The 22,484-nt window shown below is 61.2% G+C and carries 23 protein-coding genes and 2 tRNA genes; 11 read left to right on the top strand and 14 right to left on the bottom strand.

Annotated features, from left to right (window positions below):
* Positions 1 to 42: 42 nt before the first annotated feature.
* The 4 genes from FFI94_RS10770 to FFI94_RS10755 form a co-directional block, all read right to left on the bottom strand.
* Positions 43 to 900: a carbohydrate ABC transporter permease gene (locus tag FFI94_RS10770; protein ID WP_138872935.1), complete on the bottom strand. Its 858-nt coding sequence runs from the start codon at positions 898 to 900 to the stop codon at positions 43 to 45.
* A complete protein-coding gene (locus FFI94_RS10765; protein WP_138872934.1) occupies positions 900 to 1,850 on the bottom strand; it encodes a carbohydrate ABC transporter permease in 951 nt (316 codons plus the stop codon). The genes FFI94_RS10770 and FFI94_RS10765 overlap by 1 nt, the downstream gene beginning before the upstream one ends.
* Positions 1,847 to 3,199 (bottom strand): sugar ABC transporter substrate-binding protein, encoded by a 1,353-nt coding sequence (locus FFI94_RS10760; protein WP_138872933.1) that lies wholly within the window; start codon positions 3,197 to 3,199, stop codon positions 1,847 to 1,849. The genes FFI94_RS10765 and FFI94_RS10760 overlap by 4 nt, the downstream gene beginning before the upstream one ends.
* 64 nt (positions 3,200 to 3,263) lie before the next feature.
* Positions 3,264 to 4,262 carry a sugar-binding transcriptional regulator gene (locus FFI94_RS10755; RefSeq protein ID WP_138872932.1) on the bottom strand — a complete coding sequence of 333 codons (999 nt, stop codon included), beginning with the start codon at positions 4,260 to 4,262 and terminating at the stop codon, positions 3,264 to 3,266.
* 143 nt (positions 4,263 to 4,405) lie between these two features.
* Between FFI94_RS10755 and FFI94_RS10750 the strand changes: the two genes are divergently transcribed.
* Positions 4,406 to 5,416 carry an NAD(P)-dependent alcohol dehydrogenase gene (locus FFI94_RS10750; RefSeq protein ID WP_138873723.1) on the top strand — a complete coding sequence of 337 codons (1,011 nt, stop codon included), beginning with the start codon at positions 4,406 to 4,408 and terminating at the stop codon, positions 5,414 to 5,416.
* A 7-nt stretch (positions 5,417 to 5,423) separates the two neighbouring features.
* The gene (locus FFI94_RS10745) at positions 5,424 to 6,896 is read left to right on the top strand and encodes a mannitol dehydrogenase family protein (RefSeq protein WP_138872931.1); all 1,473 of its coding nucleotides are present in this window, start codon (positions 5,424 to 5,426) and stop codon (positions 6,894 to 6,896) included.
* Here FFI94_RS10745 and FFI94_RS10740 read toward each other — a convergent pair whose 3' ends face one another.
* Positions 6,897 to 7,415: a DinB family protein gene (locus FFI94_RS10740; RefSeq protein WP_138872930.1), complete on the bottom strand. Its 519-nt coding sequence runs from the start codon at positions 7,413 to 7,415 to the stop codon at positions 6,897 to 6,899.
* 1,392 nt (positions 7,416 to 8,807) lie between these two features.
* Positions 8,808 to 8,881, bottom strand: a tRNA-Ile gene (locus tag FFI94_RS10730).
* Between the two features lie 178 nt (positions 8,882 to 9,059).
* On the opposite strand from FFI94_RS10730, the gene FFI94_RS34170 reads away from it, so the two are divergent.
* The 3 genes from FFI94_RS34170 (at position 9,060) to FFI94_RS33620 (ending at position 10,461) form a co-directional block, all read left to right on the top strand.
* Positions 9,060 to 9,257, top strand: a complete 198-nt coding sequence (locus tag FFI94_RS34170; RefSeq protein WP_258957221.1) for a hypothetical protein — start codon at positions 9,060 to 9,062, stop codon at positions 9,255 to 9,257.
* Positions 9,258 to 9,360: 103 nt separating this feature from the next.
* Positions 9,361 to 9,573, top strand: a complete 213-nt coding sequence (locus FFI94_RS10720; protein WP_138872929.1) for a transcriptional regulator — start codon at positions 9,361 to 9,363, stop codon at positions 9,571 to 9,573.
* A 726-nt stretch (positions 9,574 to 10,299) separates the two neighbouring features.
* Positions 10,300 to 10,461, top strand: coding sequence for a hypothetical protein (locus FFI94_RS33620; RefSeq protein WP_185993174.1), 162 nt, complete (start codon positions 10,300 to 10,302; stop codon positions 10,459 to 10,461).
* Between the two features lie 308 nt (positions 10,462 to 10,769).
* Here the strand turns inward: FFI94_RS33620 and FFI94_RS10715 are convergent, their stop codons facing one another.
* Positions 10,770 to 11,033 (bottom strand): cyclic-phosphate processing receiver domain-containing protein, encoded by a 264-nt coding sequence (locus FFI94_RS10715; RefSeq protein WP_138872927.1) that lies wholly within the window; start codon positions 11,031 to 11,033, stop codon positions 10,770 to 10,772.
* Between the two features lie 267 nt (positions 11,034 to 11,300).
* Positions 11,301 to 11,373, bottom strand: a tRNA-Asn gene (locus FFI94_RS10710).
* A 136-nt stretch (positions 11,374 to 11,509) separates the two neighbouring features.
* On the opposite strand from FFI94_RS10710, the gene FFI94_RS10705 reads away from it, so the two are divergent.
* Positions 11,510 to 11,761 (top strand): hypothetical protein, encoded by a 252-nt coding sequence (locus FFI94_RS10705; protein WP_033233058.1) that lies wholly within the window; start codon positions 11,510 to 11,512, stop codon positions 11,759 to 11,761.
* Position 11,762: 1 nt separating this feature from the next.
* On the opposite strand, the gene dnaG is transcribed toward FFI94_RS10705, so the two are convergent.
* A complete protein-coding gene (gene dnaG / locus FFI94_RS10700; RefSeq protein WP_138872926.1) occupies positions 11,763 to 13,682 on the bottom strand; it encodes a DNA primase in 1,920 nt (639 codons plus the stop codon).
* Positions 13,683 to 13,731: 49 nt separating this feature from the next.
* Entirely contained in the window at positions 13,732 to 14,520 is a 789-nt protein-coding gene (locus FFI94_RS10695) for a helix-turn-helix domain-containing protein (protein ID WP_138872925.1), read from the bottom strand.
* 73 nt (positions 14,521 to 14,593) lie between these two features.
* Here FFI94_RS10695 and FFI94_RS10690 point away from each other — a divergent pair, with 73 nt between their 5' ends.
* Entirely contained in the window at positions 14,594 to 15,109 is a 516-nt protein-coding gene (locus tag FFI94_RS10690) for a glyoxalase/bleomycin resistance/extradiol dioxygenase family protein (protein WP_138872924.1), read from the top strand.
* 4 nt (positions 15,110 to 15,113) lie between these two features.
* On the opposite strand, the gene FFI94_RS10685 is transcribed toward FFI94_RS10690, so the two are convergent.
* Both FFI94_RS10685 and FFI94_RS10680 read right to left on the bottom strand, forming a co-directional pair.
* The gene (locus tag FFI94_RS10685) at positions 15,114 to 16,412 is read right to left on the bottom strand and encodes a deoxyguanosinetriphosphate triphosphohydrolase (protein WP_138872923.1); all 1,299 of its coding nucleotides are present in this window, start codon (positions 16,410 to 16,412) and stop codon (positions 15,114 to 15,116) included.
* Positions 16,413 to 16,423: 11 nt separating this feature from the next.
* The gene (locus FFI94_RS10680) at positions 16,424 to 17,116 is read right to left on the bottom strand and encodes a YdcF family protein (protein ID WP_138872922.1); all 693 of its coding nucleotides are present in this window, start codon (positions 17,114 to 17,116) and stop codon (positions 16,424 to 16,426) included.
* A gap of 69 nt (positions 17,117 to 17,185) precedes the next feature.
* Here FFI94_RS10680 and FFI94_RS10675 point away from each other — a divergent pair, with 69 nt between their 5' ends.
* Positions 17,186 to 19,267, top strand: a complete 2,082-nt coding sequence (locus FFI94_RS10675; RefSeq protein ID WP_138872921.1) for a TPM domain-containing protein — start codon at positions 17,186 to 17,188, stop codon at positions 19,265 to 19,267.
* A gap of 99 nt (positions 19,268 to 19,366) precedes the next feature.
* On the top strand, positions 19,367 to 20,104 hold the full coding sequence (locus tag FFI94_RS10670) for a polyprenol monophosphomannose synthase (RefSeq protein WP_138872920.1): 738 nt from the start codon (positions 19,367 to 19,369) through the stop codon (positions 20,102 to 20,104).
* Here the strand turns inward: FFI94_RS10670 and FFI94_RS10665 are convergent.
* Complete coding sequence (locus FFI94_RS10665) at positions 20,096 to 20,875, bottom strand: helix-turn-helix domain-containing protein (RefSeq protein WP_138872919.1); 780 nt, start codon at positions 20,873 to 20,875, stop codon at positions 20,096 to 20,098. The genes FFI94_RS10670 and FFI94_RS10665 overlap by 9 nt on opposite strands.
* Before the next feature lie 132 nt (positions 20,876 to 21,007).
* On the opposite strand from FFI94_RS10665, the gene FFI94_RS10660 reads away from it, so the two are divergent.
* Together FFI94_RS10660 and FFI94_RS10655 are read left to right on the top strand one after the other, a co-directional pair.
* Positions 21,008 to 21,373 (top strand): nuclear transport factor 2 family protein, encoded by a 366-nt coding sequence (locus tag FFI94_RS10660; RefSeq protein WP_138872918.1) that lies wholly within the window; start codon positions 21,008 to 21,010, stop codon positions 21,371 to 21,373.
* 80 nt (positions 21,374 to 21,453) lie between these two features.
* Positions 21,454 to 21,831 carry a MepB family protein gene (locus FFI94_RS10655; protein ID WP_260683993.1) on the top strand — a complete coding sequence of 126 codons (378 nt, stop codon included), beginning with the start codon at positions 21,454 to 21,456 and terminating at the stop codon, positions 21,829 to 21,831.
* Here the strand turns inward: FFI94_RS10655 and FFI94_RS10650 are convergent.
* A complete protein-coding gene (locus tag FFI94_RS10650) occupies positions 21,786 to 22,400 on the bottom strand; it encodes a dihydrofolate reductase family protein (protein ID WP_138872916.1) in 615 nt (204 codons plus the stop codon). The genes FFI94_RS10655 and FFI94_RS10650 overlap by 46 nt on opposite strands.
* Between the last annotated feature and the right edge of the window lie 84 nt (positions 22,401 to 22,484).

Below are 22,484 nucleotides of genomic sequence, written 5' to 3'. Positions count from 1 at the left end.
GAACTCCTGAAAGTGTGAGGCGAGGTAGTGGATTGCACCGGGTCATTTGATGGCGCCGAAGGACAGACCGCGCACGAGCTTGTTCTGGGCGAACCACCCGGCCAGGATGACGGGAAGCGCCGCCATGGTTGCCGCTGCGGACAGCCGGGCCCAGTAGAGGCCCTCACCGGTGATGAATCCCACCAGGAACACTGGAATCGTCTGCGCTTGAACAGCCGTCAGGTTGACTGCGAAGAAGAACTCGTTCCACGAGAAGATCACGCAGATCAGCGCTGTGGCAGCGATTCCGGGCGAGATCAGCGGCAGGATGACTTCACGAACCGAGGTCCACAAGCTCGCGCCGTCCATACTGGCGGCCTCGAGGAGTTCTCCGGGCACTTCGAGGAAGAACGAGCGCATCATCCACACCGCGATCGGCAGATTCATCGACGTGTACAAGATGACCAGCGCCCAGATGTTGTCGAGCAATCCGATGTCGTTGACGATCACGTACAGCGGCACGATCGCTGCCACGACGGGGAGCATCTTGGTGCTGATGAAGAAGAACAGCACATCCTGCGTCTTCTTCACGGGGCGAAGAGAGAGCGCAAACGCTGCCGGAACACCCAGTAGCAGAACAAGAATCGTGGACATTCCGGTGGCGAATGCCGAGTTCGCCAGCGTGGTACCAAGACCCGAATCGAGAACGGCACGGAACTGCTCGAGCGTCGGGGTGAAGAACAACTTCGGTGGATCCGTGTACGCGTCGGCCTCGGTTTTGAAGGCCGTCAGAACCATCCAGAAGACCGGAAAGAAGAAGCCGAGGGCGACAATCCACGCCACCACCGACCATGGGCTGAACTTGCCGCTTTTCTTCTTCTTGACAATCGGCTTGTCGGTTGTCGTGTGTGCGGTAGTCATCACGCAGCCTCCTCATTACCGGTGAAGCTCTTGAAGATCAATCGGAGCGCGAGTGTCGACACGATGATGGTCGCGATCACTGTCACGACGCCCATCGCCGCGGCTTGACCGACGTCGAAGCCGAGGAACGCACGCTGGTAGATGTAGAACGGCAGGTTCGAGCTGGCCACTCCCGGCCCTCCCGACGTCATCATGTACACCGCGTCGAAGGTGTTCACGAGGTAGATCGCACCGAGTACCGCGCCGAGTTCGATGAAGCGGCGCAGATGCGGCAACGTCAATTCGCGGAACATCGCGAACGGCTTGGCGCCGTCGACCCGTGCGGCTTCGAGAATGTCGCGGGGCATGGACTGCAGCCCGGCCAGGATCAGCAACATCATGAAAGGGGTCCACTGCCAGATCAGATTGATCATGACCGCGGCGAGCGGGAACTTGCTCACCCAGTCCACCTGGCCGACGCCGAACGGCTGGAGAACGAAGTTCACGATGCCGAACACGGGGTCGAACATTGTTGTCTTCCAGAGCAATGCGCCGGCAACCGGGGTGATGAGGAACGGCGTGATCAGTAGCGTTCGCACAATTCCACGGCCCAGGAACGCTCGGTCGAGAAGCAGTGCCAACGCCAGTCCGAGGATCACGGACACGATGACCGTACCCACGATCATGATGACCGTGTTGACAGCCACCTCACGGAACTGACTGTCCTTGAACACCTCGATGTAGTTGTCCAGACCGTTGAATTGCCGTGATCCCGGCCGCACGAGGTTCCACGACTGCGTGGAGTAGTACAGCGTGAACAGGAAGGGGATCTGAGTGACGACGATCGAGAAGATCAACGCCGGCAGCAACGGACCTCGCCGACGCCACCCCTCGGCGCGAGAGATCTTCTTGTCGATTCGGACCGGCGGCGCGTCGTCCACCGCAGTTCTGGGCTCAGCAACCGTAGTCATCGGTTCTCCTGATAGGTCTTGCCGACCACCTCGGCATACTGCTGCGATTGTTCGAGTGCTTCTTTCACACTCTTCTGACCCGCGATGGCAGCGCTGATCTGCTGGCTGACGCGAGTGCCCAGGTCCTGAAACTCAGGAATGGTGAGGAACTGGACGCCGGTATACGGAACCGGTTGCACTGTAGGATTTTTCGGATCTGCGTTGTTGATCGATTCGAGTGTGATCTCACCGAACGCCTTGGCTGCTTCCTGGTACTCCGGAATCTCATATGTCGAAAGTCGACTTCCCGGCGGTACCCTCGACCACCCGAGCTCCGTACCGACCCTCTGGATGTAATCCTTGTTTGTCATCCACGAAACGAACTTCCACGCGTCGTCTTTGTTCTTGGCCGACTCCGGAATACCGAGCGCCCATGTGTACAACCATCCTGGATCGGATTTCTCGACCTTCGGAGCCTTCGCGTAGCCGATGTTTCCGTGAACCTTCGACGACGCGGGATCTTCCAGCACCGAGACAGCCGATGTGGCGTCGTACCACATCGCCGTGTTGCCTTGCGCGAATTGTGTTGCACACTCACCGAATCCACTGGTCGCCGGACCCGGCTGACCGTGTTCTGTGACGGTATCGACGTAGAATTGGACGGCTTCTTCCACCTGCGGACTGGTCAGCTGCGCATTCCAGTCTTCGTCGTACCAGCGACCGCCGAAGGTGTTGATCACGGTGTTCAGTGGTGCAAGCACCTCACCCCAACCTGGCTTTCCACGAAGGCAGATACCCGACATCTTTGCGTCGGGGTTGTCGAACTTCTCTGCCCACCCGGCAACTTCCTGCCAGGTCGGATCTTCGGGAACCGTGATGCCGGCCTGGTCGAACAGGTCTTTGCGATACATCAGGAACGAGGACTCACCGTAGAACGGGACGGCGTACATGCTGTCCTCGTAGGACAGCGACGTCTTGATCGACGGAATGAAATCGTTTTCGTCGTAACCCGTTGTCGCATCGGAATACTCGGACAGATTCACGAGCCAACCGTTGGCAGCCCATTGCGGCGTCTCGTAGTTGCTGATCATGACTACATCGAATTCACCGCCACCGGTGGCCGTTGATGCCGTGATCTTGGCGCGCGCCTGATTCTCGGAAAGGCTGACGAACTTGAGGTCGATCCCAGGGTTCTCGGCTTCGAAAGCGGGCGCCAATTTGATGGCGTCCTGCATTTGCGAGTTCGACACCATCGCAATGGTGACGGTTCGTTCGCCGGAACCACCGAGTGCGCCCGCACCCGCACATCCCGACACCAGGAGGCAGAGAGCTGCAGTAGCAGCGCCCCACACTCGTCTTCCTGTTTTCACGGATTTACCTTCCTTCACACTCACGTGTCAGTTGCACGCTCGGCCGGCAGAACTCGTAAGAGTGCTAGCTGTCGAGCAGCCACTGGGCGCACTCGACATCGGTGACGAGTACGTGTGCCAAACCTCCGCGCAATGCGCCCAGAACGGCCTGGCGTTTGTGTGTTCCCCCCGAAATCAGAATGGTCTGATCACAGGATTTCACTGCTTCGAGCGATACGGAGACCGTGCGCTCGGGCAGTGGCCCCTCCACTGGAGTTCCGTCGATCGTGTAGAAACGGCCCCCGATTTCACCGACCGCGCCACGACTTTCCAACTCGTCGAGCATGGTCGAATCGACAAAGCTACCGGCAAACAACGTGGTAGCCGTCGATACGGCGCCAACACCGAAAACCATGATGTCGGAATCAGTTCCGGCTCGCAGGGCCTTCGATATGACCGAATCGTTTCGCATCGACTCCACAGTCGCCGGATCGGCGTACAACGGAGCATTGAGGCGAATCGGATTGGCCTGCAACTGTTGTGCACATCGGCCGATAGTGAAGTCAACGCCGGTTTGATAGTCGGTCACCGTCATGGAGCCGTCAAGTTGTACCACAGCCGAGCACTTTGCGGCCCGATCCGGCAAAGAACCGGCCACCGCAACGGTTTCCGGTCCCCACGTGAATCCGAGAACGCTCGACGGCTGCAGACGCCGAACCAACACGTCAGCAGCGCGACGGCCCAACGCATCGTAGTCAGGATCATCTGAATCCGAATTTGCTTCGGGGACAACCAGAACTTCAGCCAGCCCGAAAAGCTTCTCGAGTTCGGACTCCAGTTCCGTGTTCACCGAACCTTCCAGCTCCGGCGGAACCAAAATTTCGACCCTGACCAAACCTTGTGACCGTGCCCGAGCCAGCAGGCGACCCGCCGTCGGCCTCGAGACACCGAGTTTTGCAGCGATTTCCGCCTGAGTAGCACCTTCGAGGTGATACATCGTTGCGGCCCGCAACGCGAGTCGGACATCCTCGGACGCCGGCGTCTTCGACGTCTTGAGTCCTGTTGGCTGTGCCGACTGGTTCACGCGTTCTCCTTGTTGATTCATTTGACGTTGATTCATTTGATCGTGAGCAAATGCTCACTAGATGTTCTTATGCTCATTAAGCTAACATCTACGTTGTGACCCACACAACAGTTTCCGGTGAATCAATCGATCTACCTGCAACAATTCGGGCAAATGTCCTGATTGAAGTCGGAAAGATGCAGATGGAGGAAAGACCGCGACCATCGCCTGGACCCGGCGAAGTCCTCGTCCGCGTCCACGCAGTCGGCGTGTGTGGATCCGACGCGCACTATTTTCGTGAAGGCCGTATCGGCCCCTATGCGGTCGACGCTCCCCTCGTTCTCGGGCACGAGGCGTCAGGCCGGATCGCAGCCGTCGGGGACGGTGTTGATCCCAGTCGCATCGGACAACGGGTTTCCATCGAACCGCAGAAGCCCGATCCGACCAGTTCGGAATCGAAGGCAGGCAGGTACAACCTCTGCCCACACATGGAGTTCTTTGCGACGCCTCCCATCGACGGTGCGTTGACGGACTACGTCACGATCGGTGCCGACTTCGCGCATCCCATCGCTGATTCCGTGTCCTATGAAGCCGCGGCGCTGTTCGAACCCCTCTCCGTAGGCATTGCGTCTGTCCAGAAGGCGGGCATCACCGCAGGGTCTCGAGTCCTCATCGCCGGCGCCGGACCCGTCGGAATCGTGACCGCGCAGGTAGCCAAGGCTTTTGGTGCCACCGAGGTCATCGTCTCGGACATCGATGCGGCACGGCGCGAGATGGCACTGAGATTCGGCGCGACCACCGTGGTGGATCCCCGCGAGAGCGATGTGCGTTCCCTCGGCGTCGACGCGTTCATCGACGCGTCGGGTGCCACGGCCGCCGTGATCGACGGTATTCACGCCGTTCGGCCTGCGGGCACAGTCGTTTTGGTAGGAATGGGCGCCGACGAAATCCCTTTGCCGGTCCCAATCATTCAGAACCGCGAACTGATCCTGACCGGCGTGTTCCGATACGCCAACACGTGGCCGATCGCCGCCGCACTGGTCGCTGCCGGCCGTGTCGATCTGGATTCCATGGTCACAGCCCGCTTTTCACTCGAACAGTCGCAAGAGGCCCTGGTGGCTGATCGCGTCCCAGGCAGCATCAAAGCCGTTGTCATCGTCGCCGAAGGAGACTAGAACTTTCATGGAACTCAACACGAAGACCCTGCGCGACTTCGATGCTTCACTCGAAGTGCCGAACTACGACCGGAGCAAAGTCACCACCGGCATAGTGCATTTTGGCGTCGGCGGCTTTCACCGAGCACATCAGGCGATGTACATCGACACCCTCCTGCGTCGCGGCGAAGGCTTCGACTGGGGCATCTGCGGTGTGGGAGTGATGCCGTCGGACAAGCGGATGAAGGATGCGCTCGGCGCCCAGGACGGTCTGTACACCTTGGCGCTCAAGCACGCTGACGGAACGCTCGAGGGCCGGGTCATCGGGTCTATCGTCGAGTACCTGTTTGCTCCGGACGATCCACGCGCGGTCATCGAGAAGATGGCGTCGGAGTCCACAAAGATCGTGTCCCTCACCATCACCGAGGGCGGTTACAACATCTCGCACACGAGCGGCGAGTTCGACGTGACCAATCCTGATGTCGTACATGATCTTCGGCCCGGCGCCCTCCCCCGCACGACTTTCGGACTGGTCTGCGACGCCCTCGCCCTTCGCCGAGAACGCGGCCTCGCACCCTTCACCATCATGAGCTGCGACAACATCGAAGGGAACGGTGCCGTCGCACGAACAGCTTTCGGAGCATTTGCCGCCCTGAAGGATCCCGAACTTGCCGAGTGGATCAAGCAGAACGGCGCGTTCCCCAACTCCATGGTCGACCGGATCACACCCGTCACGACAGCCGAGGTGACCACCGAGATCGCGCAGGCGTTCGGCGTCGACGATCAATGGCCCGTCGCGGCGGAACCGTTTACCGCGTGGTTTCTCGAAGACGAGTTCACCGTGGGCAGGCCACCTTTGGAAAATGCCGGCGTGAACATGGTGCCGGACGTTCGCCCGTACGAACTCATGAAGCTACGCCTTCTCAATTCCAGCCATCAGGGCATTGCGTACTTCGGCTACCTCGCCGGATACCGTCTCGTTCACGAGGCATGCCAGGACGAACTCCTGTCCGGTTTCCTGCTCGACTACATGAACCTCGAAGCGACCCCCACCCTCGACCCGGTGCCAGGCGTCGATCTTGACCAGTACAAGAAGACTCTCATCGAACGATTCTCGAACCCGCAGGTCCGCGACACGATTGCGCGTCTGTGCGCCGAGTCGTCCGATCGAATTCCCAAGTGGCTCTTGCCGGTCATTCGAAAGCAACTCGACAGCGGGGGGCCCATCAATCTGTCCACCGCAATCGTGGCCAGCTGGGCTCGCTACGCCGAGGGTGTCGACGAGCACGGCAATCCGATCACCGTTGTCGATCAAATGGCAGACACGCTGGTGCCACTTGCTCAGAAGCAGTCGGTCGACCCACTCGCCTTCATCGGCAACCGCGCCGTTTTCGGCGACCTGGTCGACAATCGACGATTTGTCGCGAGCTTCCGAACAACACTCGACTCCTTGCACTCCGTCGGTGCCCGGAAAACTCTCGAGGAGGTGCGCGGGCTCTGACTACTCCGAAACGTCGTGCAAGTGATGGATCGGGTCATGGACGAAGTACATCGCCAACGATTCGACGGTGAACGCCGATCCGTCACTGCGGAGCCCACGCCTATCCAGCTGGTCGTCGGCAACTGATTCGAATGCGCTCGCGACGGCTTCGGCTGCCTCAGCCAATTCCGAAGCGACTTTTCCCGGATCCTGCTCGTTGTAGCGATCGGCAATTGCTGTCGCATCCTGGTCCCAGTTCTCGAAATGCGGATCGTCGAATTCAAGCATCTGTTCGAGCCGAACCTTGAAGATCCTGAACACGTCACGTACGTGGGCGGCATACTCCAACGCGGACCAGGTTTCGCTGTTCGGCCGTATCGTCACGTCCTCGCGCTGAAGCACCTCACCCCAGGCCGCCGCATTCCTGCGGACCAGGTCGGGAACATCTGCGAAGGTGATGGTGCTCGAGTCGAACCCACACTCCGCGCAGGGGCGTTCAAGCACCCAGGTCCAGTTCTTCGTGTCCGGCGTGATCGGCATAGTTCGACAGTAGTGCCAACCGGATTGAACGTTCGCAACTCTTTGTGGAGACCTTTCCTAGACAGAGATGACTGGGCAGCTTAGGCAGACCGCTCCGCGATCGATCACGACGCAAGGCGAAAGCCTGAGGCGATTCACGAAAACCAGAGGCTGACCGGCAGTCCAAAGAGGTACCCCTACTCACAAGAGGCAACAGCGATGCCGAGAAACAATTGCGATCTCGAAAAATCCCTATCCAGCCTGCGCCGCCAGCTGCTCAAGATCGGAGGTGCCAGCGAAGCGACTTAGCAGCGCACGCACACGTTCAGGCCAGAAGGATTTACATCTTGACAAGTGATCGTGAGTGCCTAATTCGGGCAGATGTCCACATCATGGCCGTTTACATTGAGCGAAGATGACCAATGCCAATTCTGCCCTAGCGCGTCGACTGCAGCGCTGGGCATGACAGCTGATATCTCGCCGGGAACGCTTGTGTCTGGAAAGCCAGCCAAGTTGAGCTGTTTACTCGACGAATCGAATACAAAGTATGCAATCTGCTGTCCGTCCAACGTCTTGTATCCCAATTGCTTGACAACGGTACCCGCTTGATTGGCGCCAGTCAGAGAGAATAAGACCGTGCCAGCAGCCGGCAAATCACCAGAGTAGGTCCAGGTGACTCGAACTGCGTTCCCTGCATACCCCGCGACTCCCACTTCGGTCGATGTAGAGACCAGAGAAACGGGCGAAGCTGGACTGGGATTGACGCACGAACTGGCGTCTTCTCGCACAACAATCTTGCCTGGAATGTCAGGCGCAACTACTGAGGTTATCGATGTCTTGACTGCGACGGGAGGAACCGAAGGGGCAGATGTCGGCGGTTTGGTAACTACCGAGGCGGTTGAAGTCGACGCAGATATGGATGGATCAGCATCGCTACTGCATCCGATCAATGACAATGCCGATATTGTAATGACAGCGACAGCGGGCATAAGTCCTGTTCTCATGCCGAGATGATCCCATGCGGTCGAATTAGAGGGTGGTAGCTTCCACTTTTGAATACCAGATCCAGCTGGAGCACATTTGGCAAAAGTCAGGCAATTCAATATTAACCCCTCAAAAGAGCCCGAAAGGCATTGCGCCGCCGGCCTTTCGAATTTCCTGAAGGCTCTGACCAAATCGTTTAATGATTGGACGCTGAGCGACCCGAACAGTTTTGGTAAACATATGGGGCAAGGTCTTCGAGGGACTGGGCGTAGCGACCAGCACGACTCACGCGTTCCGAAAGCTAGTGGCCACGCTCTTCTACGATCGGAGACACGCGGTCGGTACTCCGAAGTCGCGGACTTGCTGGACAAAGCCGTTGCCATAAACGATGAAGACCCTGCCTCGACCTACGAGACAGGGCATCTGACGTGGGGCGGGCGGGGCTCGAACCCGCGACCAATGGATTATGAGTCCACGGCTCTAACCGACTGAGCTACCGCCCCATCCGAGTTGCATGACATCTCGGCGAGTCCGAATGTTACCGGCACCGCTGACGCGAATCACAACCGGGCAGGGTGTGACTGGTTCAACTCATATCGAAGCAGGTAGCTCGACTTGGTTCGCACGGGTGCCGGAACCCGATAACGTTGGAGAGCACACCCCACTGAACAGGATCATCACATGAAGCTTGCACTCTCTGAATTCAAGAACTCCAAGGCCACGATCCGGATCATCATGTCCGACGGCGCGAAGCTCAACGGCACCGTCAAAGACTTCACCGAGGACACGTTGGTTCTCAACTCCCCCAATGGGGTCTACTACATCAACCCGGCCCACATCGTTCGCCTGTTCGAGCCTTCGGACCGCGCAGCGAAGTAGTCGCTCGCACCACGAACACCGAGGCCCGGCGCAGAATCCTGCGCCGGGCTTTCGTTTCGAACAACCATCAGCTTCGAACGACGACCGACCAGAAAGGCATTCCATGAAGGTCACCGCCGAAGTCACAAGATCCGGCGATTGGTGGGCCGTCGAAGTGCCCGAGGTCGAGGGAGTATTCACCCAAGCGCGCCGTCTCGATCAGATTCCCGAAATGGTCGCAGACGCCGTGCACCTTCTCGCGGGTGTGCCCGCCGAGGATGTCGAGGTCACGCTCGACATCAACCAAACCCACGGCCCTGGCGCGCAATTCGAGTAGCCTGCAGTCGGCCAATTCGACCCGTGTAGGTGGGGTCACAATTGCGTTGCAGGGACCTTTCATTCACGCATCGCGGGACAAAAGTCCAGTGCGTCAGCACGTTACGTGCGAAGCTCCTGCCATGTGGTGGATAGCCGAAATTATTGTCGGGTGGACTGCTGCCGGCGCCTATGTTGCGATCTGGCTCGGCCGCGCCATCAACAACGCCGAACTGGAGGAGCGCTTCTCGCGCTGAAGACTTCGGCCGGCAACGAGAGCCTGAGACTGTCGTTCGGTCCAATGATCTTGCGCAGAAAGCTGACACGATTGTGGGCGCAGGCCTACGGTGGACATGCGGCCAGACATGAGGGGTCAGCTCGGCACGGATAGAGGGTCCCCGCGTTGTGTGCTCAACGTGGATGACGACAAAGGCCCCCACTCTCAGCGATGAGAGCGGGGGCGTCGTTCATCTTGCGGGAGGTAATCCGAAGAGGAAGTCCCAAAACGACAGCGGCTCTCGAGGGCTGTGTGCTCAACCGACAAGAACCTGAACCGCAAGGTTGCGAGACCGCATGCTTACCCCGACCGTCGCGGCCTGCGAACCGTGTACCCACCTGGTCGTGATCGAAACGAGACATAGGCAGCCTCGCCCACCAACCACACGTGAGCAATTCCGGATGGGTGAAATCTGAGGTAACCCAACGACTGTGCCTAGACCTCCGTCCTCGCTGTGGCACACTTTCAGCTATGTGGTGGATTGCCGGAATTGTCGCTATCTGGATCCTCGTGGCCATGTTTGCCGCACTCTGGATCGGACAAGCAATCAGCCACACCGAACTCGAGGAATCCGCCGCCGAACTGCGACGTGCAGAGAGGCACGAACAGCAGACGAATCATCTCCACGAATAGTGCTGGAACAGCCCAATACAAAGGCCGGCGATCAACGGGCTACGGACCGAGAGCGCGCCACAATCAGCACACCGTCGTTTTTCATCGACCGGCGGTCCGGAACGAATCCGTCGACTATGGCCTGATTGTCCGCAATGAGGGTTTCGATTTCGGACCCATTGGTTACATAATTGTTGTGAAGGACTGAGCGCGGCTCTGCCAGTACGTCCAGCAACGGGCTGTTGACGCCTCCGGGATGTTGACGTGCCGGCTGGCGTGTCCCGTCCCCGATTCGTCGGGGGCGGGGCATCACGGCAATTCCTGGCAGGTTACTTGCGGTATCGGTCGATCATTCCGGTGAGCCACTCGGCACCTACTCGGCTGGCGCAATGTACTCGAATATCTTTTGGCCACACACTGTTTTCACGCATCCAGCGGATAATTGGACGCGTGGTGTCACCTCCGCCCAATTCGTCACCGAGCGAGAGGCGTTCCACCATGCCGAAACAGAGTGCGTCGATAGCCCCTGAGCTCGTCTGCGCCCATACCCAGCCATCGGGCGGCCTGCATGAGTTGTCGACCCAAAGGTTCATGCTCAAGTCCTTTGTTCGTTCAACTCGGTCTTCCGGTGAGCACTTCTGGACCGAACGGTCCCGCTCAAGTTATGTCAGTCTCGCCCCTCGGAAGCAGTTAGTCCACCCCGGGGAGGACGTTCGGTCCTAATGTGAGCAATTCGGACGAGTAGGACAGTCAGCTTGGCCGAGTGACAGAACCTGCGCTTCTGCCAAGTTCGGGATCGAATTGTCTTGAAACAAAAAAGTCCCTGACCCGCTGTTGCGGATCAGGGACTTCTCTGAACGCTCCCCCGGCTGGACTCGAACCAGCAACCGTCCGATTAACAGTCGGAAGCTCTGCCAATTGAGCTACAGGGGATTGTCTTGCTCGCTTCGCCCGTTCCGGCGTTGCCTGAGAAACTGTAGCGAATCCACCGCCGAAGTACCAAATCGCCTGCCCAGCGAGTCATCAGGCAGGATGGAGGCAGGACGATCGGTGCTGGAGGGAAGCAGGAATGATGCGTTTGTTGATCGGTGTTGCCGCTGGGTACGTCCTGGGGACGAAGGCAGGCCGCGCCCGGTACGAACAGATCAGTCGGGCCGCGAAGGCGGTGGCGACCAGTCCTGCCACGAAGAAGGTGCTCGACGCGTCACGCCAGAAGCTGGCCGACTCGCTCAGCACGCAACCGAAACTCGAGCCCATGAAGCCGATCAACGAGGAAACCACGATCCTGATCCCCCATGACCAGTTGAAGAAGAACCGCTAGGTCAGACGCTGTTGTCGCCGACGGCTTGCTCACGCAGCTGTCGGCGGTACTGCTCTAGCGCTACGAGGTCACCGAACAGCGAGTTGTACTCCTCGGGTGCTGCGGCGGGTGAGATGCGCTGCAGTTTCGATTTGAGGTCTGCGACCTGCTCGCCGACCCATGCCTCCTGCAGCCGCGCGAGCACGCCACTGATGTAGCGAGGAACTGTGTCCTCGTCGCACGGCATCGGTTCGACGGCCAGTTCGGAGATCACTGAGGCGACTGTCACATCTTCGACGCCCTTGGTCACGACCTCGATCCATTCGGCGCCGCCGTAGCCCTTGCTTGTGCCTCCGGCGTCGGACATCGACTGCCTGATTGCCACGTAGGCGGGATGGGTGAACGTCTCGACCGGCAGTGAGTCGAAGACCGTTCCCGCGATCCCTGGGTACTGCAGGGCCGCTTTGAGCACTGCTCGCTGCGTGGACAGCCCTGGGTCGTTGGGCCGGGGCCGTGAGATGCCGATCGGCAGTGCAAGCGCGTCGTCGCTCGGCTCTGGAATGACCTGACGACGCTTCGGCGCCGGTGAGGAACCTCGGGTGGAGGCACGTTTGCGAGCTTCGTCACGGACGCGTCGACGCACGGACGGGAGGTCGTCCCAACCGACCCACCCACACAGCAGGTTCGCGTAGCTGTCACGCAGAGTCGATTCCTTGATCTGCGCGACGACGGGGACGGTTCGGCGCAAGGCCTCGACGCGGCCTTCCGCGGTGTCGAGATCGTGCTCGGTGAGTATCGACTTGACCACGAACTCGAACATCGGAGTTCGACGGGCCACGAGGTCGCGGACTGCGGCATCGCCCGATGCCAGCCTCAGGTCGCACGGGTCCATGCCGTCGGGTGCGACGGCAACAAACGTCTGTCCGGCCATCTTCTGGTCACCTTCGAAAGCCTTCATCGCGGCGGCTTGCCCCGCGGCGTCACCGTCGAAGGTGTAGATGATCTCGCCGCGAAAGTAGCTGTCGTCCATCAGGAGTCGGCGCAGCATCGCGAGGTGTTCCTCACCGAATGCGGTGCCGCACGACGCGACGGCAGTTTTGACGCCGGCCAGATGCATCGCCATGACGTCGGTGTATCCCTCGACCACCACGGCCTGATGTCCCTTGGCGATATCGCGTTTCGCGAGATCGAGCCCGAACAGAACCTGAGACTTCTTGTACAGGATGGTTTCCGGGGTGTTGACGTACTTGCCCGGCATGGTGTCGTCGTCGAAAAGTTTGCGGGCGCCGAAGCCGATCACGTCACCGGCGACGCTCCGGATGGGCCACAGGAGTCGACGATGAAAACGGTCGATCGGGCCGCGTCGACCCTCCTTGGACAGGCCGGCAGCTTCGAGTTCCTTGAACTCGAATCCCTTGGCCATCAAGTGCTTTGTGAGTGTGTCCCAGCCTTCGGGGGCGTAGCCGCAGCCGAACTGCAATGCCGCAGCGCCGTCGAAATTGCGCTCGGTGAGGTAGTCGCGCGCAGCTTGGGCGTCTGGCTCCCGCAGGCGCGCCGCATAGAACTCCTGCGCAGCCGCGTTGGCCGCGATCAAGCGCGCTCGCGTGCCACGATCCCGCTGTACCGAGGGGCCCCCGCCCTCGTAGGAAATCGAGTAGTTCAGCCGGTCGGCCAACTGTTCGACGGCCTCGACGAAACTGATGTGGTCCATCTTCTGCAGGAAGGAGTAGACGTCGCCGCCCTCACCGCAACCGAAGCAGTGATACAGCCCGTGGTTGGGGCGAACGTGGAACGACGGCGACTTCTCGTCGTGGAACGGGCACAGCCCCTTGATGGAGTCGCCACCCGCGCGCTTGAGCGAGACGTACTCACCGACGATGTCTTCGATGCGTGTGCGTTCGCGAATGGCCGCGATGTCTCTGTCAGAAATTCGGCCCGCCACGTATGTCAGTCTAGGCGGTCCACGAACTGCGCCTGACACGGCAAGTTCGTCACGGGCGGTCTGGATGTCGGCGGTAGGAGTTCGGCGTGAAACCGAGGACGTTGCGGAAGTCGGCGGACAGGTGGGCGTGGTCTGCGTAACCGAGATCGGCCGCCACCTGCGCGATCTTCACCGACGGATCCTCGCGTAGTCGCTGCGCGGCTTCCTGAAGTCGGTAGCGTCGAATGATCGCCAAGGGCGGCAATCCGACGTATCGCTGGGCGAGGCGCTGGACACCACGCATGGAGGTGCCCAGAAGTTCGGCGATATCACCGACACGGATCACTGTCCGATCCGAAGCGATCAGGTCTTCCATGGCATTTGCCAGTCGACCAGTCTCGTCGTCCGGCGCAATGTGCTCGGCCGCCCACTCGGAGAAAACCGCAATCGCACGCTGCCTTCCCACCTCATGGTCAGCCTCACCCATCGCCGACATGACTGCCTCATGCAAGTCCGGCGCGGAGATACGCACTTCGGTGTTCTGGATGGTCTGCGGATCAGCTCGCAACGACGCGAGGCCCGCCGGCCGCAGCAGCGCGCCCACCGCCCATCCACTACCGCACAGGTCACGGTATGACGCCCCCGTCGACGGGCCGACCAGAGACACTCCGCCGGGTTCGACCACCAGATTGGAAGCGGGGAACGGCAGCACTTCCTGGCGAACCGTTCGGCCGGGCGCCAGCTGCCATCGCGGAATCCAGAACCAGCGGATGCGCCCTTCCAACGAGGCGTCGGCCGGTTCGCGGTGGAACGTCGGGAGCTTGGTGGGGTACAGAATCCCACGACTGTCACCGGGCATGACCAACTGTCGTCCTCCTCATTCGTCGCGAATCTTCAAGCCACGACCCAGCTGACGGCGTTACCTTCGGTTCATGAACCCAGACAGCATTTCCCAGCAGGGTGTGACCGGCGAACACACAACAGACGGCATCCCACACGGCTCGACCAGCCTGACCCCGTTTCTGGCGATCAAGGGAGCCGCCGACGCGATTGAATTTTACCGGTCTGTATACGGCGCACGCGTGGTCGACATAACCGAGTTCAGCGGCGTCGTCGTCCACGCCGACCTCGATTTCGGAAACGGTCGGCTCCAACTCGGCGAACCCAACGCCGATTACGGCCTCGTCGAGGCACCTGCCGGCGATGCCGACTCCTACTCGATGGGGCTGTACTGCTCGGATGTCGACGCGGTCGTCGAGCGAGCAGTAAAAGCCGGCGCGACCGTTCGTGAATCGGTGAGCACGTTCGTCTCGGGCGACCGGTTTGCCTCGATCCGCGATCCCTTCGGCGTGCGTTGGTCCATCATGACGCGTGTCGAAGACCTCAGCGAAGCCGAGAGTGCGCGGCGCGTCGCAGAATGGGCGCTGACGCAAACGCCCTCGAGTTGAACAGTCAGCCCCAACTGGCCTGCGCGCCGAGGCTCGCTTTGTCGACCCGCTCAAGGCGACTCTCGGTGTACGACGCGATCTGATCCACGACGACGCGGGTGCGGGCCGCGTCGTTTTCCGCTCGCTCCCAGGCCGGCAGCAGAATGGGGTCCAATCCGGCGGGCGCCGTTGCGAGCAGCCATTCCGCGACGCGATGAACTCGGTCACGTTGACGATCTTGGCGCGCTTTGTGCCCGGTGTCGGACATCACGTAATACAGCGCAACGGTTTTGAGCAGCGCGACTTCGGACGCCACAGCTTCGGGGATGTCGAGGTCTGCTTGGTATCGCGAGAGCGGCCGGTCGCCGTTGGTCAGTCGGGTGCGGGCGATAGCTGCCGTCGCAAAGCGTCCGACCAATTCACTGGTCAGGTTCTTCAGCGCCACGGAACTGTTCAGCGTCCCGTCGTAGCTGCCGACGCCCTGAACTACGGGCAGTTCAGACAACCGCTGCGCCGCGTCGATCAGATCATCGATCACCAGGCCACGGAACTCCGAGGCCCCCAACTCGGCGAGTGCGCGCTGCTCACTCGGGTCGGCCAGTGACCGCAGGTCGATCCGGCCGGCGATCACGCCGTCCTCGACGTCGTGTACCGAGTAGGCGACGTCGTCGGCCCAGTCCATGACCTGAGCTTCCAACGCTTGCCGACGCCCTGGCGCACCGTCGCGGACCCAGGCCAGCACATCGGCGTCGTCGTCGTAGGCTCCGAACTTGGCTCCAGGTTCCGGCCGGGTCCACGGGTACTTGATTGCGGCGTCGAGGGAAGCTCGGGTCAGGTTGAGCCCGGCGCTGCGGCCGTCCGGACCAAGAATTTTGGGTTCGAGGCTGGTGAGGATACGAAGGTTCTGGGCGTTGCCTTCGAATCCACCGCAGTCCTTCGCGACTTCGTCGAGAGCTTTCTCGCCGTTGTGACCGTATGGGGGATGCCCGATGTCGTGGGCGAGGCCGGCAAGGTCCACGAGATCGGGATCACAGCCGAGGCCGTCGGCGATACCGCGACCGATCTGCGCAACTTCCATCGAGTGTGTGAGCCGAGTACGCGGGGTGTCGCCGTCGCGAGGACCGACTACCTGGGTTTTGTCGGCGAGGCGTCGTAGCGCCGCGGAGTGCTGCACGCGAGCACGATCCCGCGAAAAGTCGGACCGATGTTGGGCGGCGGCAATTTGTGTACCCGGCAATCCCGCTCGCTTGGGCGCCTCGACAACAAAGCGCTCCAGATCGTGCTCGGAGTAGGTTCCGCCGCCGTACGTGGTGTGTGCCGTCATCTCGGTTGTTCCTATTGCCCTGCCGTGTAGGGGAAGTCAGCGGAAAAGTGTGTCAGTTGGTACCAGAGCAGAGCGCCGGTTTCACGGGCGATGCCATGAAGTTGGGACTCGCGGGTGAACACCGCCGGCCCTTGCCTAGTGGGCGCAGTCCAGGCTTCGAGGCCGGTGTCGCGGGCCATGGTTCGGGTGCGCAGGGAATGCCACGGGTCACTGACCAGAACTGCGGAATTAATTCCCTGCGAGGCCATTTCGTCACTGACAGCATCAATGCTCAGCAGGGTGTCCGAACCGGTTTCGACGGCAGTGATCGCACTCGACGGAATCCCGCGGTCGGTGAGATACATCTTTCCCGACGCGGCTTCGGTGTACTCGTCACCTTCTTGCTTGCCGCCGACCGTGATGATCTGCGGCGCCACCCCGCGCTTGTACAGCTTGTACGCCTGCTCGAGCCTCGCCTCGAATACCGACGACGGAGTTCCCGAGTACTGAGCAGCGCCGAGAACCACAATCGCGTCGGCGGGTGTCGTGTCGTCGATCCGCGCAACCTGCCAGACCCGGACCGCCGTTCCGCCGATCAAGACGAATGTCATCAGTAGAGCCCCGGCGATAAACCGTCGGGTCCATCGCGCCAGACCTTCGCCGAAGCCGCCACCAGCCCCGGAGGGCGCAGAGTTGCGGGAGCGGTTGCCGAAAGCTGGTTTCACTCCCGCAATTGTGCCAGCCCGGATCGCTCCCCCGCGCTGCCGACGCGCCCTAGCGGTTAGATTTGCGTCATGGCCTTCGCAGCACACATCGAGCAGTCGTCTCCAGCAGACCACGGCCGCGCATCCGTCCGGCTGATCCGGCGTTGGGGAAGCGCGAGCGCCGTAGCGGCGATCCTCGCGATCCTGGCATTGATCTTCAGCCCCGCCGCAGCGTCGGCGGATCCGCCGTTGGTCCTTCCCAACCAGATCACCGATACGTCGGGCGTTCTGAGCAATGGACAGAAGGACGACATTCAAGCCGCGCTCGACCAACTCAAAGAAGACCATCAGATCGATCTGTGGGTTGCGTTTGTCCCCGACTTCAACGAGATGGGCGGCCAAGCGTGGGCCGATCAGACGGCAACGAAGTCGACACTCAGCGGCACCGACGTCCTGCTTGCCGTCGCGACCACGGAGGAGGCTTACTACCTCGACGTGCCGCCCGGACTGACCAACATCACACAGTCCGACATCGACTCCATCAAGTCCGACGCGACGGAACCAGCTCTCGCCGACGGCGATTGGGCAGGGGCCGCGATTGCTACTGCCGGCGCGCTCGGTGACGCAAACGCCAAGAGTGGCGGTATGTCGGTGAGCACACTCCTCATCGGCGGCGGCGCGGTCATCGTCGGAACCGGCGGAGTGGTTCTGTATTCACGCAAACGGAAGAGCGATCGGGACAAGGCCAGCCTCGAGGCCGCAAAGAACATCGCACCCGACGACATCGCCGGTCTGAATGCACTTCCGTTGCCGACGCTCGACGATCGAGCTCAGGCCATTCTCGTCGAGACCGACAACGCAATCGCGTCGAGCCAGGAAGAACTCGAACTCGCGCGAAGCGAATTCGGCGATGCGGCAGTCGCGCCGTTTGCCCAGGCCTTCGACAAGGCCAAGGCGACGCTCGCCGGCGCCTTCGGCATCAGGCAGAAGCTCGACGACGCCATCCCGGAGTCACCCGAGCAGCGACGCCAGATGCTCATCGACATCATTTCCTCGTGCGGCCGTGCCGATCAGGAACTGGAAGCGCGAGTCGAAGAGTTCGACAATATGCGTGACCTTCTCATCAATGCGCCTGCCCGCCTCGATGCTCTGACGCAGGCCGTTGTGGCTGTCAGCGTCCGCCTGCCGGAGTCCGAGAAAATCCTCAACGAGCTGAAGAACCAGTTCCCCGCTCCGACGTTGGCGCCGGTGGCAGGCAACGTCACGATGGCCGGTGAACGGTTGACACTGGCCGAGCAGTCCATCGAGCAGGGCCGCGACGCAGTTGCCTTGCCCGCCGGCAAGCAGGGCGCCGCCGTCACAGCGATTCGAACCGCCGAGGCCGCACTCGATCAGGCTCGCAAACTTCTCGACGCCGTGGATCACGCGGCAGACGATATCCGCAACGCCATCGCTACCCTCCCCGCCGCGATGGACGACGTTCAGCAGGGCATCACCGCTGCCGACGCCTACCTGGCCCAGGGCGGCGATCGATTGGCCGCAGCCAAGGCCGGCGCGCAAGCCGCGTTGGCTCACGCGCAGACATCGAAGGACAGCGATCCTCTCGGCGCGTTCAATCAGATCGTGGCCGCCGACGCACAGCTCGACGCGTTGCTCGCGGAGGCTCAGGAGCAGAAGCAACAGCTCGAACGGGCGCAGCAACGCCTCGCGCAGGACATTCTGGCGGCCCAGGCACAGGTCACCGCTGCCGGCGACTTCCTCAATACCCGACGTGGCGTCATCGGCGCCGAGGCTCGCACTCGCTACGCCGAAGCCCAGCGCCATCTGCAGGCCGCTCAGCAGTTGCAGGGCACCGATCCGTCGACGGCCCTGCAACACGCGCAAGCCGCAACAACGCTGGCCACCCATGCTCTGCGGGCGGCGCAGAGCGACGTCAGCACATGGGAGGCAAACCAGCGTCCCCGCGGCGGTGGCGGTGGTGGCAACAATGCGGCCGGCGCCATTCTCGGCGGCATCCTGATCAACAGTGTTCTCCGTGGCGGCGGCGGTGGACCGCGCTCGTACGGCGGTCCGAGCAGCAGCGGACGGGGCGGCGGATTCGGCGGCGGCGGGTTCGGTGGCGGCGGCGGAGGCCGCGGCAGTCGCGGAGGTGGCGGCGGCGGCCGGTTCTGAGTCAACTACCCGAGGTAGTAAAATTCTGACTTTGTTCGCGACCGACCTCGTCGTACGCTTCATCCGGCAAGTCGGGATCACAGATCATACGAAGGTGTTATGAACAACGTCGCTCCGCAGATTACCGTCGTGGTACCCACGTACAACGAGCGTGAAAACCTGCCCAAGCTCGTCGATCGTCTCGCCGCGTTGAAGATCCCGAACCTGGCTGTCCTGGTCGTCGACGACAACTCCCCCGACGGAACCGGCGAGGTCGCGGACAAACTCGGCATCGACGGCCCCATCCCGGTGGGTGTTCTGCATCGCACCGCCAAGGACGGACTCGGCCGCGCGTACGTCGCCGGTATGACGCGGGCCCTCGCCGAGAATGCCGACATCGTCATTCAGATGGACGCGGATCTCTCCCACCCGTCCGAAGTGATCCCCGCCATGATCGAGATCCTCACCACAACCGATGCCGCGGTGGTGCTCGGTTCGCGTTACGTCGAGGGCGGCGCCGTGGCCGGCGACTGGCCGTGGCACCGCAAGGCACTGTCGGCGTGGGCCAACTTCTACGTCAACGCAATCCTGCGGCTGCACGTCAAGGACGCCACCGCCGGATTCAAGGCGTGGCACGCAAAGACGTTGCGCGCCATCGACGTCGAATCGGTGCAGAGCAACGGTTACGCCTTCCAGGTCGAGATGAACTACCGAGTTGTGCAGCGCGGCATGAAGATTGCCGAAACCCCGATCCGTTTCGAGGAGCGCACCGACGGCGTCTCGAAGATGAGCCTGTCCGTTCAACTGGAATCGGCCCTGGTTCCCTGGAAGCTGAAGTTCGGCAAGAAGTCACTGTAATTTCGCTCGGAAGAACTCCGCAGTCTCGCGGTCGGACGGATAAAAACATTCGATCGCGATCTCGGCCAAGGTGACATCGCGCGGCGTACCGAACACGGTGGTGGTACTGAACATCGCCAGTTCGGTCTCGCCCGCGCGAATCCGCAAGGGCACCAACAGAGAACTCGTTTCGTCCTCGTGCCACTCCCCGCCACTGGGGTATGTCCGCAGTTCTTCCAGCAGAGCGCCCAATTGCGCGTCGGCGGTTACCTCGACTTCGCGGCGCAACCGGGCGATCACGTGAGTTCGCCACTGCGCCAAGTTCGCGATGCGCGGCGCCATACCTTCGGGGTGCAGACTCAGTCGCAGCACGTTGACCGGCGGTTCCAGAAGAAACGCCGCTGACCCTTCCGTCAGAATGCTTACCGCCCGATTGCCGACGATCAGATCCCACTGGTGATCGACCACCACAGCCGGGTACGGGTCATGGGCGTCGACGATGCGGTTGATGGCGTCACTGACCGCGGACATCGGCGTTTCCGCTAACGCACTTTCCGAATAGGCCGGCGCGTGACCGCCCGCCAACAACAGCGTATTCCGCTGCCGCAGTGGCACTTCCAAACACTCCGACAAGAGGATGATCATGTCCTTGCTGGGTTTCGATCGACCGGTTTCGATGAAACTCAGGTGCCTCGTCGAGACTCCCGCAGCTGACGAAAGCCCCATCTGAGTGAGCCGCCGCCTCTCACGCCACGATTTCAGTTGGGCTCCCACCTGCGCGCTCTGGGTCATCCACTCAACGTAGCGACACGGTGTAACCAGCGCCATGACCTCCGAGGTAATCGACTGACGTCACATCCTCTTGGCACAGTGATCTCAGCCGGGAAACCGACCCCCGGACCTCGACAACCAGGAGGATCTGTCATGAGTGACTTCGACGCAATCGCACACGCTTACATCGATCTGTGGAACGAAACCGATGCCTCAGCACGTCAGGAACGAATCGAGCAGTTGTTCGCGCCCAACGGCCGGTACACCGATCCGCTGGCAGACGTGACCGGACACAGCCAGATCGACGCGATGATCAGCGCTGTGCAGCAGCAGTTTCCGGGCATGATCTTCACCCTTGCCGGACCGGTGGACGCACACCACAGTCAAGCTCGTTTCGGCTGGAAACTCGGTCCGGCCGGCGCGGACTCCCTCATCGACGGATTCGACGTGATCGAGCGCAATGACGACGGCCGGTTGACGCTTGTTCTCGGGTTCCTCGACAAGGTGCCCTCTGCTTGAAACCCCCAGCCTGAATCTCGGGCCGACCGACAGCGCTGCACCGTCAGCGCTGTCGGTGGCCTGTGTCATCATCGTTGCCGATGAACGCTGACGGATGTACCTGGTCCACACCGATTCCCGAACCCGAGGGCACCGTGTACCGGCGCGCAAAAACGACGCCCACCAAACTCGGGCAGTTCGTGACATTGTGGCAACGCTCGGATGCCGGGCCCATCCGCCCATTCGATGTTTCCGACGGCGTCGAATTGTTCGTCGTGGAGGTATACAACGAAGAACAGCTGGGGCACTTCATTTTTCCCGTCGACGCCCTGGTTCGACGCGGCGTCGTGTCTACTGATTTCGCAGGCGGTAAACGTGCCATTCGCGTCTACCCGCCGTGGGTGACGCCGACCAGCGCCCAGGCACTGAAAACTCAGAGCTGGCAACTGGAATTTTTCCGCCCCACTCTCTGCAACTGATACGTCGCGATGATGACTCCCGTTGTGGTGGATACTGTTTCGGCGAGCGTGAACCGGGAGAGTGTGGCACCGTCGGGAAACAATCTGCGTCCCGTGCCGAGGACCACAGGGTGAACGAGCAGAATGTAGGTGTCGATCAATCGGCGCCTCGCCAGCGAATTGATCAGTTCCCCGCTACCGAGAATGACCAGGTCCGGCCCCTCGGAGTCCTTCAACTCCGCAACCGCGTCGGCGGCGTCACCGCGGAGCAGGGTCGAGTTCTTCCACGGCAGTGGCTCGGCCAATGTCCGTGACGCAACGTATTTCTGCGTGTTGTCGAGCACTTCGGTAAAGGGATTGTCGGTCTGGTGCGGCCAGTACGACGCAAAACTCTCGTACGTCCGTCGCCCGAAGAGAAGCTGCGATCTCGCAGCCATCCCCTCCCCCATTTTTCGCGCCATGACCGAGTCGCTGAACGGCGCCGCCCATCCACCGTGTTCGAAGCCGCCGCGACGGTCTTCGTCCGGCCCACCCGGTGCCTGCATGACACCGTCGAGGGTCACGCTGTTGGTCACGCTGAGGTTTCTCATATCTCTGTTCCTACGCCTCGAACGCGCTCGGGAACAGAGAAACGGGCGGCCTCCCCCGTTATCGAGGAAGGCCGCCCGTGACAG

It is taken from the genome of Rhodococcus sp. KBS0724, assembly GCF_005938745.2.
GTDB lineage: Bacteria > Actinomycetota > Actinomycetes > Mycobacteriales > Mycobacteriaceae > Rhodococcus_F.
Note: the sequence above shows the minus strand (reverse complement) of the source record. Positions and strands in the feature narration are given on the sequence as shown.